Annotated in this window: 15 protein-coding genes; 11 read left to right on the forward strand and 4 right to left on the reverse strand. The window is 34.3% G+C overall.

Annotated features, from left to right (window positions below):
• The first annotated feature begins 14 nt into the window (after window positions 1-14).
• The 4 genes from GCQ56_RS05590 (at window position 15) to GCQ56_RS05605 (ending at window position 5,275) form a co-directional block, all read left to right on the forward strand.
• A complete protein-coding gene (locus tag GCQ56_RS05590) occupies window positions 15-1,313 on the forward strand; it encodes a YaiO family outer membrane beta-barrel protein (RefSeq protein ID WP_152733430.1) in 1,299 nt (432 codons plus the stop codon).
• A gap of 2 nt (window positions 1,314-1,315) precedes the next feature.
• Window positions 1,316-2,608: a CotH kinase family protein gene (locus GCQ56_RS05595; RefSeq protein ID WP_152733431.1), complete on the forward strand. Its 1,293-nt coding sequence runs from the start codon at window positions 1,316-1,318 to the stop codon at window positions 2,606-2,608.
• 1 nt (window position 2,609) lies between these two features.
• Window positions 2,610-3,809: a HEAT repeat domain-containing protein gene (locus tag GCQ56_RS05600; protein ID WP_152733432.1), complete on the forward strand. Its 1,200-nt coding sequence runs from the start codon at window positions 2,610-2,612 to the stop codon at window positions 3,807-3,809.
• A gap of 143 nt (window positions 3,810-3,952) precedes the next feature.
• Window positions 3,953-5,275 (forward strand): glycosyltransferase family 2 protein, encoded by a 1,323-nt coding sequence (locus GCQ56_RS05605; protein WP_299993419.1) that lies wholly within the window; start codon window positions 3,953-3,955, stop codon window positions 5,273-5,275.
• On the opposite strand, the gene GCQ56_RS05610 is transcribed toward GCQ56_RS05605, so the two are convergent.
• The 4 genes from GCQ56_RS05610 to GCQ56_RS05625 all read right to left on the reverse strand — a co-directional run bounded on the left by GCQ56_RS05610 (window position 5,251) and on the right by GCQ56_RS05625 (window position 10,837).
• On the reverse strand, window positions 5,251-8,304 hold the full coding sequence (locus GCQ56_RS05610; RefSeq protein ID WP_152733434.1) for an ABC transporter substrate-binding protein: 3,054 nt from the start codon (window positions 8,302-8,304) through the stop codon (window positions 5,251-5,253). The two genes, GCQ56_RS05605 and GCQ56_RS05610, sit on opposite strands and share 25 nt — an antisense overlap.
• 109 nt (window positions 8,305-8,413) lie before the next feature.
• Window positions 8,414-8,995, reverse strand: coding sequence for a DUF3332 domain-containing protein (locus tag GCQ56_RS05615; RefSeq protein ID WP_152733435.1), 582 nt, complete (start codon window positions 8,993-8,995; stop codon window positions 8,414-8,416).
• 209 nt (window positions 8,996-9,204) lie between these two features.
• A complete protein-coding gene (locus GCQ56_RS05620) occupies window positions 9,205-10,446 on the reverse strand; it encodes an ammonium transporter (protein ID WP_152733436.1) in 1,242 nt (413 codons plus the stop codon).
• A gap of 43 nt (window positions 10,447-10,489) precedes the next feature.
• Window positions 10,490-10,837 carry a P-II family nitrogen regulator gene (locus GCQ56_RS05625; RefSeq protein ID WP_152733437.1) on the reverse strand — a complete coding sequence of 116 codons (348 nt, stop codon included), beginning with the start codon at window positions 10,835-10,837 and terminating at the stop codon, window positions 10,490-10,492.
• Window positions 10,838-11,649: 812 nt separating this feature from the next.
• On the opposite strand from GCQ56_RS05625, the gene hisG reads away from it, so the two are divergent.
• From hisG to hisF, 7 genes are read left to right on the forward strand one after another with little or no spacing between them, the layout of a single operon-like run.
• The gene (hisG, locus tag GCQ56_RS05630; protein ID WP_152733438.1) at window positions 11,650-12,510 is read left to right on the forward strand and encodes an ATP phosphoribosyltransferase; all 861 of its coding nucleotides are present in this window, start codon (window positions 11,650-11,652) and stop codon (window positions 12,508-12,510) included.
• Between the two features lie 36 nt (window positions 12,511-12,546).
• Entirely contained in the window at window positions 12,547-13,836 is a 1,290-nt protein-coding gene (hisD, locus tag GCQ56_RS05635; protein WP_152733439.1) for a histidinol dehydrogenase, read from the forward strand.
• Window positions 13,837-13,840: 4 nt separating this feature from the next.
• The gene (hisC, locus tag GCQ56_RS05640) at window positions 13,841-14,893 is read left to right on the forward strand and encodes a histidinol-phosphate transaminase (RefSeq protein ID WP_152733440.1); all 1,053 of its coding nucleotides are present in this window, start codon (window positions 13,841-13,843) and stop codon (window positions 14,891-14,893) included.
• A gap of 3 nt (window positions 14,894-14,896) precedes the next feature.
• On the forward strand, window positions 14,897-16,042 hold the full coding sequence (hisB, locus tag GCQ56_RS05645; RefSeq protein ID WP_152733441.1) for a bifunctional histidinol-phosphatase/imidazoleglycerol-phosphate dehydratase HisB: 1,146 nt from the start codon (window positions 14,897-14,899) through the stop codon (window positions 16,040-16,042).
• Window positions 16,043-16,045: 3 nt separating this feature from the next.
• Window positions 16,046-16,636 (forward strand): imidazole glycerol phosphate synthase subunit HisH, encoded by a 591-nt coding sequence (gene hisH / locus GCQ56_RS05650; RefSeq protein WP_152733442.1) that lies wholly within the window; start codon window positions 16,046-16,048, stop codon window positions 16,634-16,636.
• A gap of 8 nt (window positions 16,637-16,644) precedes the next feature.
• A complete protein-coding gene (gene hisA / locus GCQ56_RS05655; protein WP_152733443.1) occupies window positions 16,645-17,376 on the forward strand; it encodes a 1-(5-phosphoribosyl)-5-[(5-phosphoribosylamino)methylideneamino]imidazole-4-carboxamide isomerase in 732 nt (243 codons plus the stop codon).
• Window positions 17,377-17,378: 2 nt separating this feature from the next.
• Window positions 17,379-18,134: an imidazole glycerol phosphate synthase subunit HisF gene (hisF, locus tag GCQ56_RS05660; protein WP_152733444.1), complete on the forward strand. Its 756-nt coding sequence runs from the start codon at window positions 17,379-17,381 to the stop codon at window positions 18,132-18,134.
• Window positions 18,135-18,147: the final 13 nt, after the last annotated feature.

The raw sequence follows: 18,147 nt of genomic DNA on the forward strand, positions 1-18,147 counted from the left end.
GTCAATTCGATTATATGATAAAAATTTATACTCTCATATTTACAATTGTTTTTTCCGTAGTGCAAATGGATGTTTCTTTTGCTCAGGAAAATGCTATGCCTGGTGTTAAGAATTTCAAAAATGAGTTTTCTAAAGCCAGAGAATTAGCGTTTAATGGACAAAGGGAAGATGCCAGAACAATTTGTTACGCCTTACTGAAAGAGAAGCCAAATTTTACTCCTGCACGAATTCTAATTGGAAGAACGTTTTCCTGGGATAAAAAATATGATGAAGCCAGACTTGAATTGCAAAAGGTTTTAGATCTGGATTTTGATAATAAAGACGCTATTCTGGCTAGTATAGATTGTGAAAAATGGTCGGGAGAGCTTTCCAAGGCATTGTATTATTGCGATTATGGATTATCATTTTATCCTAGAGAGGAGAAAATTATTATCAAGAAAATTGGATTGCTGCAGGATAAAGGTTTGGAAAGTAAATCGCTGCAAGCAATAAATGAATTGTTAGAAATAAACCCCGCAAGTAGTGAGGGAATAAGATTATTCAAGAAGTATAAATCTGGATCACGAAGATATACATTGGCTTTAAAACATGATTTCGAACACTTCAAGGAGCCATATATTCGAAGATGGCATGTCACATCATTGCAAGTAAGCAGAAAGAATTCATGGGGCAGTTTAATAGGAAAAGTGAATGTTGGAGATTTGGTTTCAGGTGGTGAAAGTTTATGGTCGAAAGAGGTTTCCAAACAGTTTGAATTGGATGCATATCCTCGTGTAACCAGAACGAGTTACATGTATTTAAATTATGGTTATTCGCCGGATAATTTATTTCCAGAACACAGAGCCGGTGCGGAATGGTATCAGAAATTGCCTTCGAAATTTGAAGCCTCAGCAGGAATTCGATTTATGAAATTTAATGGCAGTAGCGGAAGTAAAAATGTATACATCTATACAGGATCTATAGGAAAATACTATCGAAATTATTGGTTTTCTCTTCGTGGCTATTTTACCCCTAAAAACAGTAAAGTATCAAAATCATTTCTGTTTACCACAAGAAGATATTTGAGTGATGCTAAGCAATACATCGGAGTGGAAGTGGGATTGGGAACTTCTCCGGATGAGTTTCGTGGTAATACCTCAAATTTTGAAACCTATACATCCGATAGCTACAAGTTAAGGTTGGCTTATCAGGATCAATTCTTAGATAAACGATTTACTTATTTGTTGCGCGCAGGAATAGAAAAAGAGGAATATAGGCTTAATGACAATAGGAATATCTTGAGTTTGTCAATTAAACTATCATACAATTTATAAGGATGAGGCGGAAAATTCTATTCATATCAGTTTTACTATGTGTTTTTCTTTCTAATACATATTCACAGCAGCCGAAAGATGAAGGGAAAAATATACCTGGTAGTGAAATATTTGATACGGAGAAAGTACATGAGATTCGAATTAATTTCCTGCAGAACGCTGCATGGGATAGCTTGATTCAACACAAGGAAATGCGAGATTCCTTAAATGTCAAAAAATATCTTCAAGGAAATGTTGAGGTGAATGGAAAAATTTATTATTCATGTGGTGTGAGAATAAAGGGGGAGTCGTCTTATGATTTTTATCCCGGGAAGAAAAAATCATTGAAAATTAATTTTGGAGAATTTGTTAAAAAGCAAAAGCTAAATGGATTAAAAACGATAAACCTGAACAATGCATTTAGAGATCCAAGCTTTATGAGGGAAAAACTTTTTTTGGATTTCTTGCGTTCGGAAAAAATTGCCGCTCCAAGATGTGCCTATGCAAATGTCTATTTAAACAACGAATTGTTGGGATTATATGTATTGGTTGAAGAAATAAATAGAGGATTTTTGAAACACAATTTTGGAAACAAAAAAGGTTGGTTTTTTAAGGGCGAACCTAAGGCCACCTTTAAATATATGGGTGAAAATATTTTAGAGTACCAAAGCGACTACAAGAATAAAACAAAATCTATAGAAGGATACTCAGAATTGATTGATTTGATTAGAATAGCGAATGATCAGGGAGACCTTGAAAGTGTTTTTAATGTAGAGGATTGTTTAAAGATTTTTGCAATAACATCTCTATTTATGAATGTTGATTCCTATAATCTTTTGCATCGACACAATTATTATCTCTATAAAAATACCAGTACGAAAAAGTTTGAGTGGATTCCATACGATGCAAACTATTCGTTTTGTGCTTTTAGTTCTGTATTTACTTTAAGCGAGGCGGAAAATTTGAGTGTGTTTTATATCAAAAAAAATCATGATGTTCCTCTCTTGAGAACATTATTTGGTGTGAAAAAGTACCGGGAATTTTACAGCGGATATATCAAGGAATTACTACTTAGAAAGAATATTGAGAAGGATATCAATAATGAAATTGATAGACTCTCGATAAGAATAAAAAAGCATGTTTATGCCGACAATCATAAGATGTATACAAATACAGAATTTGATGATAATTTGAATACGGCTTTGGGGGATTTTTTAGATCCAGGAGCTTTTATTCCAGGCTTAAAACCATTTGTTCGAAAGAGACTTGAAGCAGTAAGATTGGAGTTAAAATTAAAAAAGGAGAAGAGAGATTAAGATGTCTTTACTATTAGAACATATCAGCCATTTTGATCTTCAGGAGGTAATTAATATGCTCCCTGATACGTGTTATATTGTGTTCGATTTTTTTGAAGGAATAATCGATTCGCTAAAAGGAATCTTGAATTTTACCTTTGAAAGGTTGCCTTACAATGCGTTAAATAGACTAATTGTTTATTTAATCTTGATATTTTTCTTTTCACTGTTGATTTTGTTGCCTTCGATTTTGATATCGAAGCTTTACATTGCCTTCAGAAAGAGTAAATACAATGAGTTGTATAAAAAATATTCTCAATATGTTATAGGTTTTTTAATTGGAAATCAATCCAAGGATGACATTAAGGAATTAAAAGAATTAAAAACAAAAACGTTTCATCGAAATGTAATGATTCATGTTTTAATGTCGATTGATAAAGCTGAGAATAAAGAGGTGAGTGACAAAATTCGAATGCTTTATACCGAATTAAAATTAGATAAAGATTCAGTTAAGAAATTAAATAGAAGGGCTTGGAATAAAAAAATATTTGGGATTAGAGAACTGAGTCATATGAGAGTGAAATCCGAAAACAGAAGAATTATGGGATTTCAGCAAAAGTCAAACGAAGTGTTACGAATTGAATCTCAAATGGGATTGATAAAGTTATTGCCCTTTGTTCCTTTTGCTTTTCTTGATTCTCAGGAAAAACCTTTTACAGTTTGGGAGCAAATAAATGTTTTTGATTTAATTCGTAAGAACCGAATTGAGATTCCTGAATTTCATCTTTGGTTGGATCATTGGAATGACTCTGTTGTAATGTTTTGCTTGGATATGATTCGTGTATTGAAACAAAAGGAAGCTGCAGCAAAGGTTATGGAGTTAATTGATCATGATAACGACTTGGTTAAAGGAAAGGTGATAAAAACTCTTATTGATCTGGAAAATAGAGATGCGGTAAGTAAATTGAAAGAAATATTTGTGTTAGAGGAGTTGCCCAATCAGTTGAATATCATTCGTTCTATTGGGAAATTGGGAATGGAAAGTGAGATCAATTTCTTATTAGATAAATTAAACGATGAGGAGTTTAAAATTCAAATGGAGGCTTGTAAATCCATAGCAATGATTGGTGAGTTTGGGGTAAATAAGTTAAAAGAAAAATTGGAAGATGCTGATGAGCAGTTAGAGTCCATTATAAACCATGTGTTAGATCCTAGAATATGAATTACGACGAGTTGATAAGGTTTATAAGTTATTTTTTGGATAAGATATTCATATCTTATGCATTTCTTTTGATATTCAGTTATACGGCTTTGAGTATAATTTCTGGAATTTCATTGAGGCATTATTTGAAAAAAAATAGCTTCGTGGATTACAGTGTAATTCTGGATTCGCCTTTGGCACCTTCGGTTTCTGTATTGGTTCCAGCTTTTAACGAAGCCAAAACTATTGTAGATAATGTGGAATCCATTTATACCATACATTACAATAATTTTGACGTAATTGTAATCAACGATGGAAGCACAGATTCAACCTTTGAAGAGTTGAAGGAAGCCTTCAAATTGGAGAAAGTAAATTTCGCTGTGAATATTGAAGTACCTACACAAGAAATTAGAGGTGTATACAAGTCGAAGTTAAATTCTTATTCCAATTTAATTGTTGTAGATAAAGAAAATGGTGGAAAAGCTGATGCCTTAAATGCTGGAATTAACATTTCCGATCGTGATTTGTTTATGGCGATTGATGCTGATTCAATACTTGAACCCGATGCCGTTTTAAAATTGGTTAAGCCATTTTTAGAGCGTACAGATAGAAGAGTGATTGCAGCAGGAGGCGTAGTACGTATTGTAAATTCATGTATTGTTGAGGATGGTCGAATATCTGAAGTAAGAGTGCCACGTAATTTGTTAGCCAGGATGCAAGTGTTGGAGTATACTCGTTCATTTTTAATGGGTAGAATGGCATGGGCAAAATTAGATGGTTTAATCATTATTTCAGGAGCCATGGGAATGTTCGATCGTGATGTTGTTGTTCAGAGTGGAGGCTATGCACATACTATTGGTGAAGATATGGAATTGGTTGTTCGTATTCGTCGTTATATGTCGGAGCAACGTGAGAAATACAAGATAGAGTATGTACCCGATCCTTTGTGTTGGACTGAAGCTCCGGTGGACCTAGGAACTTTTGGTCGTCAACGTAGTAGATGGACACGTGGCACAATTGAAACGCTTACCGATCATTCCAAAATATTCTTTTCGCCTCGCTATGGAGCCATGGGTATGATGGGATATCCATTTTGGTTTATTTTTGAATGGTTGGCACCAATTGTTGAGTTGATAGGTATTATTTATGCCATTGTTTTATATGCTACTGGAAATTTAAGTCTTAATTTTATTTTAATCACATTTCTTTTTGTTTATACGTTTGCCTTGTTTTTTACCACTTGGGCTATTTTGTATGAAGAATTAACCTTTCATCGTTACGAACGAAAAGGGGATGTTTTTAAATTATGGATTGCCGCTGTTTTAGAGCCATTTTTATTGCACCCGATTTGTTTGTTTTTTTCTATTAAGGGGAACATTCAGTATGCCATGGGAAATAGAAAATGGGGTAAAATGGAGCGTAAAGGATTTAAGCACCGCAAAGAGAAAAAGCAGCGAAAACTTCAGGTTGACGTTTCTAAAAATTGATTAATTCTCATTAGTAGTTTTTCAGAATTCAATGGTTTAGCAAAGAAATCATTGCATCCGGCTAATATAGCATTTTCTTTATCACTGATGGATGCGTATGCTGTCTGTGCTATGATTGGTGTATTTGTTAGGATTTGCCTTATTGCTTTAGTAGCCTCAATTCCATTTACTTCAGGCATTTGAATATCCATTAATATTAAATCAGGTTCAATTCTGGATTTGCACAGATCGATTGCTTCCTTCCCATTTTTACAGATAAGTAATTCGGCTTGAGTGTTTTCAAAAAGTTCTGTAAAATAACTAATATTGATATCAACATCTTCTACGATTAGGATTTTTTTACCAGTCCAATTAAATATCTCTGTTCTTAATTCTACATTTTGAGCTTTGACATTTATTTTAGTAATGGGAATAAAAAATTCAAATTTAGAACCTTTATCTACAGTTGATGAAAGAGAAATTTCTCCATCCAATAATTCAATCAATCCTTTGGAAATTGGGAGTCCTAAACCAGCACCACCAAATTGTTTTGTATATACATTTTCAATTTGTCCGAACCTTTCAAAAATGATATTTTCCTTGTGTTTCGGAATGCCAATACCACTATCTTCAACTTTAAAAACAAGTTTTGATTCGAATAAGTCAACTGTTATCTTAATGAAGCCATCAGCAGTGAACTTTAAGGCATTATTCACTAAATTTATAAGAACTTGTTTTATTTTTCCCGAATCAGAATTAATTTGATCATATTCCTCGGGAACATTATTTATAAATGAGATGTTTAGATGTTCCTTTTGGTATTTTAATTTTTCCAGTTTGAATAATATTTCTATATCATTGAATAATTTGGAGATAGAAAATGCTGAAGAGAAAATTTTTAATTGCTGTACCTCTAGATAAGAGATGTCAATTATGTTGTTAATAATATCAAGCAATTGTCTTCCATTTTGATTTAAAATATCAACATATTTTTCTTTCTTTTCTTTAGTTAAGTTGTTCTTTAGTAGAAGTTGGCTAAAACCTAAAATTCCATTCATAGGAGTCCTTATTTCATGACTCATATTTGCCAAGAATGCCGATTTTAATCGATCACTCTCTTCAGCTTTCTTCAGGGCTAATTTTAATTCATTTTCAACTTTTTTAATTTGTGAGGTGTCCATGACAAATGCTAAATACTCGTTGCTATTAAGTTGGACCGCATTTATGAATACAGGAAGCGTTGTTTTATTTGCTGTTTGGATTATTACTTCTCCTTGAACTTTACCTGTGGTGAGGAGCTGTTTCAACATATCTTTGTTTTTCTCCATTTCTATAGGAGCAAAAAAGTCACTTATGTAGTAAACCTTATCCGAATCAGATTCTAATTCCAGAAGTTTTGTAAAGGAAATATTTGAGAATGAGACTTTGGTTTCTCGATTAAAAATGACTAATCCATTTGGAGATTCATCAATATATGTTCTTAGTTTGTATTCACTGGTAATAAGTGCTTTTTCTGTTGCAATTCTTTGACTTATGTCATTCATCAGCCATATTTCTTTATTGTCGAAACTATAAGCATGAAATTCCACATGTTTTTTTAATCCACTTTTTGTTGTAATGCTCTTGACAGTTGGTAGTTTAAAGCTTTCAGTTTTACTTTTTAAATAGGTTTGAAAATTAACATTTTTTTTGTTTTTATAAAGAGCAGCAAACCACGATTCAATATCTGGTGTTTCTTCATTTAAATACTCAGTTATTTCATAAGCCTTTTTGTTGGTAAAGAGTTTGTCTCCTTCAATAATAATCGCACCCGATGGCAGGTTTTCAATCAATTCGCGGAAACGCTTCTCCGATATTTTTAAGGCTTCCTCCGTCTTTATTCTTTCACTTATTTCATTTTCTAACTCCTTATTTTTAATACTTAATGAGGAGGTTTGCTTCATCACAGCTACTCTAAGTTGTCGATTAAAAATAAATAAATACAGAGAGAAAATTATAACAATGGAACAAATAAGAGTGATAATGATTAATGTCCATTTTAACCAGAATGGTGTTTTAAATTGTTCGGGTTGATAAACAAATCCATCTAGATTGTAATTGGGTTTTATCATGCCCATTTGTGCACATATTTTTGCAATATTATCTAATCTACCTGGATTAATATGACCTATTTCAACGTACTCATTCAGGATTAATTTTTTGATTTGGTTGGCTTCGAATCTTAAATGATTTTTACTTTTTTTTACGCCATATTTGGTAATTAACAGATCGATGATTTCTTCCGAGTTAGCAAGTGCATATTCCCAACCTTTTTTGCTGGCTCTAATGAATGCATCTACGCGTTTGGGGTTGTTTTCTATTTCTTTTTCACTGGTGAATATGCCATCTCCGTAAAAATCAATTCCGTAACTCTGCGGATAGATAATGGAGTAGGGGATATTTTGTTCTTCTAAAAAATAAGGTTCATTTGTAGAGTAAGCATTTAAGGCATCCGTTTTTTTATTTATCAGATCATTAATATTGTAGGAAGTAGTTTGTCGTTGAATATTAAACAATTGTATTCCTTCCTGATAGAAAATGGCAAGTAATTCCGGATCACGAAATTGATCTAATAGCATTATCCGTTTGTTTATTAAATCGTGAGCCGTATGAATATTCGATTCCTTTAGAGATAGGAAAATGGATGGAGAGCTTTGGAAAATAGATGCCAAAAGAACGATTGGTTTATTGTTAACTCTTTCAATTAAAATATCATTGGCGGCAATACCATAATCGGCTTTACCTTCAAGTACCATTTGTATAGAATTGATATTACCACCCTCTAGCAGTTCAACATCTAACCCTTCTTCGCTAAAATAGCCTTTGTGTAATGCTGCATAATATCCTGCAAACTGAAATTGATGATAATACTTTAATTGTAACTTAATTTTATCTGGTTGAGGAGTTTTGTGTGTGGTGTTTGAGTGTATTTTGGGAACAAAAGCCAATAGTAAAAATATCACTAAAATTGGACGAAATAAGGAGAAGTTGAGAGTTGGAGCTTTGTTCATAACTACTAGTTTTTGGACTAGTACTAAAGTTACATTTATAGTAGTAATGAAAAAAATTTTTTGAAGGAAGAATAAAAAAACCCGACTATTTAAGCCGGGTCTATAATTTTTATCTTAATGCCCAGTTAATTGAGCTTGTATTCACTTGACTTCTAATTTCTGCTAAGTTATAACTGTCTGGGTTAACAGAAATAGCATCTCCATTTGGTTTGTATATTTCGATTAAGTTTGCTTCTTCCTGAATGCTAACTAGCTTTTGTAAATCTTTGTCGCCGTCTTTTAAGTTCCATGATTCAGTCGTTGGATCAAAAATTAATTCAGCAAATCTACCTTTATCAGGTCCTTGTAGTTGTTCGATATGGAATTTATTTTTGGTGGCAGTGATACGATATTTTTTGCCATCCTTTTTTACAATTTGGACATCTTTATCTCCATCTTTCATAGTTACAGGGTTATCTCCAGTCCAAAATTCAATAGTATTTAAAACAATACCGTCTACCAAAACAGCAACCTCGTAAACCGGTATAACTATGAAAGCAAAAAATACCAAAGCATTTATAAACTTATCGCCCACTGTACTATTCCATTCGTGTAGGTTTTTTGTTAGTCGAAATGGACCATAACATCCCGTTTGACCGATACTTAGAGTAAAGAACAAACATGCTAAAAGAAAGACATTTACTTTTTTCATAATAATCAATTTTAATTAAATATTGTGTGTGATAATTCTCGGAAACATCAAAGAAACGATAAATTTAAGTAATTATTATTTCTTAATTTTCATTTAACTACAAATTGAAATTACGAAGTATTTTAAAATAAATTGCTGAAAAAGTAAAAAAGTGGCAGAAGAAATTCATCTTCATGCCACTTTGATGAGAAACGAGTAGTTTAAAATTATTAATGGTATGCTTTTTCTCCGTGTTCGTAGATATCTAAACCTTCTTCTTCTACAACAGCTGGTACGCGTAAGCCAATTGTAATTTTTAATATTTTAAATAATACGTAGGCTGTTCCAAGAGCCCATGCAGCTACAGCAAGAACACCCAATAACTGTACTCCAAGAAGGCTAAATCCACCTCCGTAGAATACTCCTCCATCAGTTGCAAAAAATCCTACTAAAATAGTACCAAGTGCACCATTTACTCCGTGTACGGTAATCGCTCCAACAGGATCATCAATTTTTAATAGTTTATCAATAAATTCAACTGAAAACACTAAAGTGGTACCAGCAAGAATACCAATAATGATGGCAGCGTGTGGACTAACAATATCACAGCCTGCCGTAATAGCTACCAGACCAGCTAAAGCACCATTTAAGGTTAATGATAATGTTGGGCGTTTGTATCTTAACCAACTTACAGTTAATGCGGCTAATGTACCACCAGCTGCGGAAAGGTTGGTTGTAAGGAAAATATGAGAGATTGCTATAGTATTGTCGGTTCCTGATGCTGCAAGTTGTGATCCGGCGTTAAAACCAAACCATCCAAACCAGAGGATAAATACGCCAAGTGCTGCGAAGGTTAAGTTGTGACCAGGTATTGCGTTTGCCTTGCCATTGTACTTTCCTATACGAGGTCCAATGAGAACAGCTCCTATTAAACCCATCCATGCACCTACAGAGTGTACAACTGTAGAGCCTGCGAAGTCGTGAAAACCAAGTTGGCTTAACCATCCGCCACCCCATACCCAGTGACCTGAGATAGGATAAATAATTGCAGTTGTAATTATACTAAAAAATAAATAAGTTTTAAATTCAGTTCTTTCTGCAACCGCTCCCGATACAATTGTTGCTGCCGTTGCAGCAAATACAGTTTGAAACATTAAAAAGGAGTAGTCAATATCTGGAGTAATATCTTCCATAAAAGGAAGTTTTCCAATTAATCCTCCAATGTCGGTTCCGAACATTAAAGCATAGCCAATGAGAAAGAATGATATCGAGCCAACACCAAAATCCAATAGATTTTTCATTAGGATATTGGCTGTATTTTTTGCTCTTGTAAAACCAGCTTCTGCCATCGCGAAACCTGGCTGCATAAACATTACTAGTGCTGCTGATAATAGTACCCACACTACATCTATGGAGTGCGCGGTAGCAGTTACTGTTGTCTGTATTGTATTTAAGTTAAGTATCTCTTCCATGATAAAATAATTTTGATTCGTGAAAATAAGGTGGCTGCTTTTTTTACTCTTCATCGTATAATGAACGATCTCCGGAATGTCCCGTACGGATTCTATAGGCGTCCTGAACGTCATAAATGAAAATTCTACCATCGCCTATTTCTCCGGTGTATGCGTTTTCACGAATGCTTACAACACAGCTATCAACAAATTTATCTCTCACAATAAAAGATATGAGAGTTCTCTCAATACTGCTTGTATCATAAACAACACCACGATACACTCTTTCTTCTACAGATTTACCAACACCTCTTACATCCCAAAATGTTAAGTAATCAATTCCGATTTCGTGAAGACCTTTTTTTACTTCTTCAAATTTCGTTTTGCGAATTATTGCTTCTATCTTTTTCATAAACTAATAGATTTTGTAATAATGGAATTAACTTAATTTTTTTGTTTTGGAAATACCGAGATTCCCCGGATTAAGGAATCTCGGATTTCGTTTTAAACCAAGCGAAAATTCGACTGTTGTCGATAAATTGAAGAAAGTGATTGTTTTTTGATTCTTTCGTCGAGAATAATTGAGTCTATTCGAAAATTGATGTAATTCTTTTTCATACGATTAAAATTAGATAGTACTAATAGTTAGTAATAATTAGTTTTTTAAAATTCAACCCCTTATTATTTGGGTGTGTCATTTGAAATTATGTGGTTTTTTCAAAAATGACCCTATGTATTTTAGGGGTTTATTCTGTAAATGTATAAATAAAAATTAATTCACCACATTAAAATAGGGGGGTAATGCTCAAAAAAATGAATTTTTATTTGTTGTAACGTTTTCGATTAGGGGGTGAGTTAAAAAAAAGCTCATTTTCATTTGGAGACCCCTTAATTTTAAAATGAAATTTTACAGAAATGATTGGAAATTTTAATTGGTATTATAATGAAGGGGGATGTTATTGGAAAGTTAATTTTTCAATACTTTATCTGAAAAATTTGCTCACTTAAAATTTAATACTAATCTTTGTAGCACATAAAAGAGAAAAAAATGAATTTAGTAGCACTACATCATCATCATCATTATACTTACCACAAGGTGAGCTTACGATGTTGTGCCATATTCTAAAAGATATATAATCTAACATTATTAATGCCCGCCTGATTCAGGTGGGCTTTTTTTTTGCCTATTTCTGTACTCAGTCGGAACCAAAATTTTAAATAATCATGGGCGAAAAATTAAAGATTGCTGTTCAAAAATCAGGACGACTTAAAGAAGATTCTCTTAAAATCCTTAAAGAATGCGGAATTTCAATAGACAATGGAAAGGATCAATTAAAAGCTAGTGCTTTTAATTTTCCTTTAGAGGTTTTGTATCTTAGAAATTCTGATATCCCTCAATATGTAGAAGATGGAGTAGCTGATATCGCTATTGTAGGAGAGAATGTTGTAATTGAAAAACAGAAAGAATTAGATGTGCTTCAAAAACTTGGATTCTCTAAGTGTAGATTGGCAATGGCTGTTCCGAAAGATGTTGACTATAATGGACTGGAGTATTTTAATGGCAAAAAGTTAGCTACTTCTTACCCAAATTCATTGCGACAATTTCTTGATACGAATAATTTGGATTGCGAAATTCACGAAATTTCAGGTTCTGTAGAGATTGCACCGAATATTGGGCTTGCTGATGGGATTTGTGACTTGGTAAGTTCTGGTAGTACCTTATTTAAGAATGGATTAACTGAAGTTGAAGAGATTCTTGTGTCTGAAGCATGTTTGGTTGCCAATAAGAATATCAGTAATTTGAAAAGTGCAATTCTGGATCGTTTGCTGTTTAGGATGAAATCGGTTTTGGCGGCTAAAAATAACAAGTATATCTTATTGAATGCCCCTAATGATAAAATTGATGATATTATAAAAGTTCTTCCGGGAATGAATAGTCCAACCGTTATGCCATTGGCGAAGGATGGATGGAGTTCTTTACATTCTGTAATCACCGAGAGTGATTTTTGGGGAGTTATCGATCAGTTAAAACTAAGTGGAGCTGAAGGTATTTTGATAATCCCTATTCAAAAGATGGTGCTATAAACAGTTCGATATATTCAAACGCTAGAGAAAAAAGTTATGCAAGTAATAAAATATCCGCAAAAACAGGATTGGCAACAAATCTTAACCCGTCCAGCAATCGATATGGATGAGTTGGAAGAAGTTGTAAATCAGATTTACAAAGAAATAAAGTGTGATGGAGACAAAGCATTATTAAAATATACATGGTTTTACGATAGAATTAAAATTGATGAACTGGAAGTTAGTCGTGAAGAAATTGACGCTTCGACTCAATTGATTAGTGAAGATTTGAAGCAGGCTATGGCTGTTGCTGCAAAAAATATTGAGCTTTTTCATGCATCTCAATTTCCGGAATCTAAAATAATAGAAACAACTACAGGCGTAAGTTGTTGGAGAAAAGCGACAGCAATTGAAAAGGTGGGTTTGTACATTCCAGGTGGAAGTGCACCACTTTTTTCAACCGTTTTGATGCTAGGTGTTCCAGCAAAACTTGCCGGTTGTAAAGAGGTGATTCTTTGTACTCCCCCTGGTAAAGATGGAGAAATTGATCCCGCAATACTATATGCCAGCAAGCTGGTAGGAATCGATAGAGTGTTTCGTGTTGGAGGAATTCAGGCAATTGGAGCAATGGCATTTGGTACAGAATCTATTCCTAATGTTTTTAAAATATTTGGTCCGGGTAACCAGTTTGTAACTGCAGCAAAACAGCGAGTGAATAAAGTTGGTGTAGCTATTGATATGCCTGCAGGACCTTCGGAAGTTTTAGTTTTGGCAGATAAAATCGCTGAACCATCCTTTGTAGCTGCTGATTTACTTTCGCAGGCTGAACACGGCGCAGATAGTCAGGTTATTCTGCTTACCTGGGATAAAGATTTGGTTGACAAAGTAGTTGCAGAAGTGGAAGTTCAATTGTCGGCACTCTCCAGAAGAAATGTTGCGGAATTGGCATTGAAAAATTCAAAAATCATTTTAGTAGAATCAATGGAAGAAGCTCTTGAAATGTCGAATGAGTACGGTCCTGAACACCTTATTGTATCTGTTGAAAATGAAGAAGAAGTTGTGAGCCATATTCAAAATGCTGGATCGGTATTTTTAGGGAATTATACGCCTGAGAGTGCTGGTGATTATGCTTCAGGAACCAATCATACTTTACCTACTAACGGATATGCTAAAGCGTATTCAGGAGTGAATTTGGAATCTTTTATGAAGAGTATTTCTTTTCAGAAGATTAGTGAAAAAGGATTGTTGGAGCTCGGACCTGTGATTGAAACGATGGCAAAAGCGGAGCAGCTGGATGCTCACTGTAATGCCGTAAGTGTTCGTTTGAAAAAGATTAAATCAGAATAGAATTATGGGATCAAAATTTAATTTGGAGGATTTTGTACGTGAAAATGTAAAAAAAATGACACCATATTCTTCTGCTCGAGATGAATTTTCAGGAAATGGATCCGTATTTCTGGATGCTAATGAAAATCCATATGAAAATGGCATTAACAGATACCCTGACCCATTGCAAAAAAAATTAAAAAAGAGAATCGGCGAAATTAAAGGCGTGAATCCTGAGAACATGATTTTGGGAAATGGTAGTGATGAAATTATTGACCTCTTGTTTCGGGCTTTTTGCGAACCTAATAAGGATAATGTGGTGATTTGTACACCAACATACGGAATGTACGAAGTTGCTGCAGGTGTAAATGCAGTTGCAATAAAGGAAGTTAATCTTGATGAGGATTTTCAACCCAATATTAAAAAGCTTATTCAGACAGCAGATATGAATTCAAAAATGCTCTTTTTGTGTTCACCGAATAATCCAACTGCTAATTTGTTTGAGGAATCCAAAGTTGAAGAGTTGCTGGAAAAGTTTAATGGAATTGTGATTGTTGATGAGGCATATATTGATTTTTCGCGGAACAAGAGTTTGTCCAGGAAGTTGTCCGAATATTCTAATCTGGTGGTTTTGCACACTCTTTCCAAAGCCTGGGGTATGGCGGGAATTCGTTTAGGAATTGGACTTGCTTCTCTGGAAATTATTAAAATTTTGAATAGAATTAAGCCTCCTTATAATGTGAATAGTCTTACGCAGGAAAAAGCATTGGAAGGCTTGAAGGAGGAAAATATATTTATAAATCAGGTTACAGAGATAGTGAAGGAGCGAAATCGATTAATTGGTTTTCTAATCAATTTAGGATTTGTTAAAAAAGTATTTCATTCAGATTCAAATTTTGTTCTAATAAAAGTGACGGATGCTAAAGGTTTGTATCGTTATTTGCTAGCAAAGGGAATTATTATTCGGGACAGATCTAAAATTAAAGGATTGGAACAATGTGTAAGAATTAGTATAGGAACCAACACAGAGAATGAGATGCTTCGTAATGCTCTTTTAACTTATGATTCAAAATTTTAGGATATGACAACAAAAAAGAAAGTGCTTTTTATAGATAGAGATGGAACCTTAATTCTTGAGCCGCCTTTGGATTATCAGGTGGATAGTCTAGAAAAACTTGAGTTTTATCCCGGAGTGATTCGAAATCTTTCAAAAATTGCTGATCAACTAGATTATGAATTGGTGATGATTACCAATCAGGATGGCTTAGGAACAGCATCATATCCGGAAGATACATTTTGGTCTCCTCACAATAAAATGATGAAAACATTTTTAAATGAAGGAATTGAATTTACAGATGTTTGCATTGATAGAACTTTTCCTGAAGAAAATGCTCCAACACGTAAGCCAGGTACAGGATTACTGACCAAATATTTCTCTGTAGAGTATGATTTGGAAAATTCTTTTGTGATAGGAGATAGATGGACAGATGTTGAACTGGCAAAGAATTTAAATGCGAACGCAATTTTTATCACAGCAAGTGGAGATATTGGTGACGATGAACTATCTGAATCGAAAAATGATCTTGAAACATTTGTGGCTCTTAAAACAGAAAGTTGGGAAAAGATTTTTGAGTACTTAAGGTTAGATCAGAGGACCGCTAAGATAAATAGGGATACCAAGGAAACTCAAATCAGCATTTATTTAGATTTGGATGGAAAAGGAAATGGTGAGTTTGATACGGGAATTGGCTTTTTCGATCACATGCTCGATCAAATAGCCAAACATGCAGGAATCGACTTAAAGGTGGTGGTGAATGGAGATTTGGAAGTTGATGAACATCATACTATTGAGGATACAGCAATAGCTTTGGGCGAAGCTTTCAAGAAAGCATTAGGAAATAAGTTAGGTTTGGATCGATATGGTTTTTCTTTGCCAATGGATGATTGTTTTGCACAAGTTGCAATTGATTTTGGCGGAAGAAACTGGTTGGTTTGGGAAGCAGAGTTTAATCGGGAAATGATTGGAGGAATGCCAACGGAAATGTTCTACCATTTTTTCAAATCTTTTACCGATGGAGCGCAGTGCAATTTGAACATTAAAGCTGAAGGAACTAACGAACATCATAAGATTGAGGGAATTTTTAAGGCATTAGCGCGAGCAATTCGAATGGCAATAAGAAGAGATGTAAACTGTTTGCAATTGCCATCTACTAAAGGGAAACTGTAGTGTATGAAAAAGCAAGATATTGTAATTATTGATTATGAAGCCGGAAATATTCAATCGGTAAAATATGCTTTTGAGAGATTAGGAGTTACCCCAATTGTTTCGAAAGATGAGAAAGTGATTCTAAATGCTGATAAAGTTATTTTTCCTGGTGTTGGAGAAGCTTCCTGGGCAATGAATTCACTTCGTAAAAGTGGATTGGATAAATTGATTCCGGATTTAAAACAACCTGTTTTAGGAATTTGCCTGGGTATGCAGTTGATGTGCGAAAGTTCTGAAGAAGGAGAGACAAGTTCTTTGGGGATTTTTCCTGTTCAGGTAAAGCGATTTACAAATGAACGTAAAGTACCACACATGGGGTGGAACCAGTTAACTGATTTAAGTGGTGAACTGTGCAAGGGAATTACAAGTGATCAGTCTGTTTATTTTGTACATTCTTATTACGTGCCTATTATAGAAGCGACAGCAGCTCAATGTGAATACATTCTGCCATTTAGCGCTGCATTGCAGAAGGATAATTTCTATGCTTGCCAATTTCATCCTGAAAAATCGGGAGATGTGGGCGTAAGAATTATTGAGAATTTTATCAATTTATAATGAAACAAATGTCTAGAATAAAAATTATACCAGCCATTGATACCATAAAAGGTCGTTGTGTTCGGTTAACTAAGGGAGACTATAACACTGAAAAAGTGTATAGTGAAGATCCTTTTCAAGTAGCTAAAGAGTTTGAGGATTTAGGAATTACACGTTTGCATTTGGTTGATTTAGAAGGTGCAAAGTCGGGACACATTTGCAATTCGAAAGTATTAGAGCGAGTTTCTTCGGGAACAAATCTGAAAATTGATTTTGGAGGAGGAGTAAAGTCTGATCAGGATATTGAATTGGCTTTTGAATCTGGAGCTGCACAGGTTACAGGTGGAAGTATTGCTGTATCAAATCCGGAATTATTTGAAGCTTGGTTGGAAAAATATGGAGCTGATAAAATCATTTTGGGTGCTGATGTTCGAAACGAGATGGTTTCAATTTCAGGATGGCAGGAAGATTCGGATTATCACTTGTATCAATTTTTAGAGAAGTATCAGAAAAAAGGAGTAAAAACCATTATCTGCACTGATATTTCAAAAGATGGAATGTTGCAAGGTCCGGCCGTTGAATTATACAATGGTATAATGCAGGAATTTCCTGATTTGGAGCTGATTGCCAGTGGTGGAGTGGGAGATGTTAGTGATGTGCGAGTTTTGAATGAAATTGGCTGTTGGGGTGTTATAATCGGCAAAGCTATTTATGAAAAACGTATAGATATGAAGGAATTAGTTCGTGAATTTATACTGTAATTATGCTATCGAAAAGAATAATTCCATGTTTGGATGTAAAAGATGGGAGAACTGTTAAAGGTGTGAACTTTGTTGATTTGAGAGATGCAGGAGATGCCGTTGAACTGGCGGCTTTTTATGCAGAGCAAGGTGCTGATGAGTTGGTGTTTCTGGATATTACGGCTACACATGAAAAAAGAAAAACCTTAGTTGATTTGGTTCAGAAAGTGGCTAAAGAACTAAATATTCCTTTTACTGTTGGAGGTGGAATTTCTACACCCGAAGATGTTGAAATGCTATTGAATGCTGGAGCTGATAAGGTTTCGATTAATTCTTCGGCAGTTCGTAATCCGAAGTTAATTTCCGATTTGGCATTACGTTTTGGAAGCCAATGTGTTGTTTTGGCGGTGGATGCGAAATGTGTTGATGGCAATTGGGAAGTGTATTTAAATGGAGGAAGACTTGCCACAGGAATTGATTTGTTTGAATGGATTTTGAAAGTAGAAAAACTAGGTGCAGGAGAGATTTTGTTCACTTCTATGAACCACGATGGAACCAAAAATGGATTTGCTAATGAAACTTTGGCAAAAATATCCGAAATGGTAAACATACCAGTTATTGCTTCGGGTGGAGCAGGTAATATGGAACATTTTGCTGATACCTTTATTCATGGAAAAGCAGACGCGGCCTTGGCGGCAAGTGTTTTCCATTTTAAGGAAATTGAAATCCCAGAATTGAAGAAATATCTGAAAAATAAAGGAATACCAACAAGAATATAATTTAACCACAATA

The sequence above is a fragment of the Marinifilum sp. N1E240 genome (assembly GCF_009295825.1).
Classification (GTDB): domain Bacteria; phylum Bacteroidota; class Bacteroidia; order Bacteroidales; family Marinifilaceae; genus Marinifilum_A; species Marinifilum_A sediminis.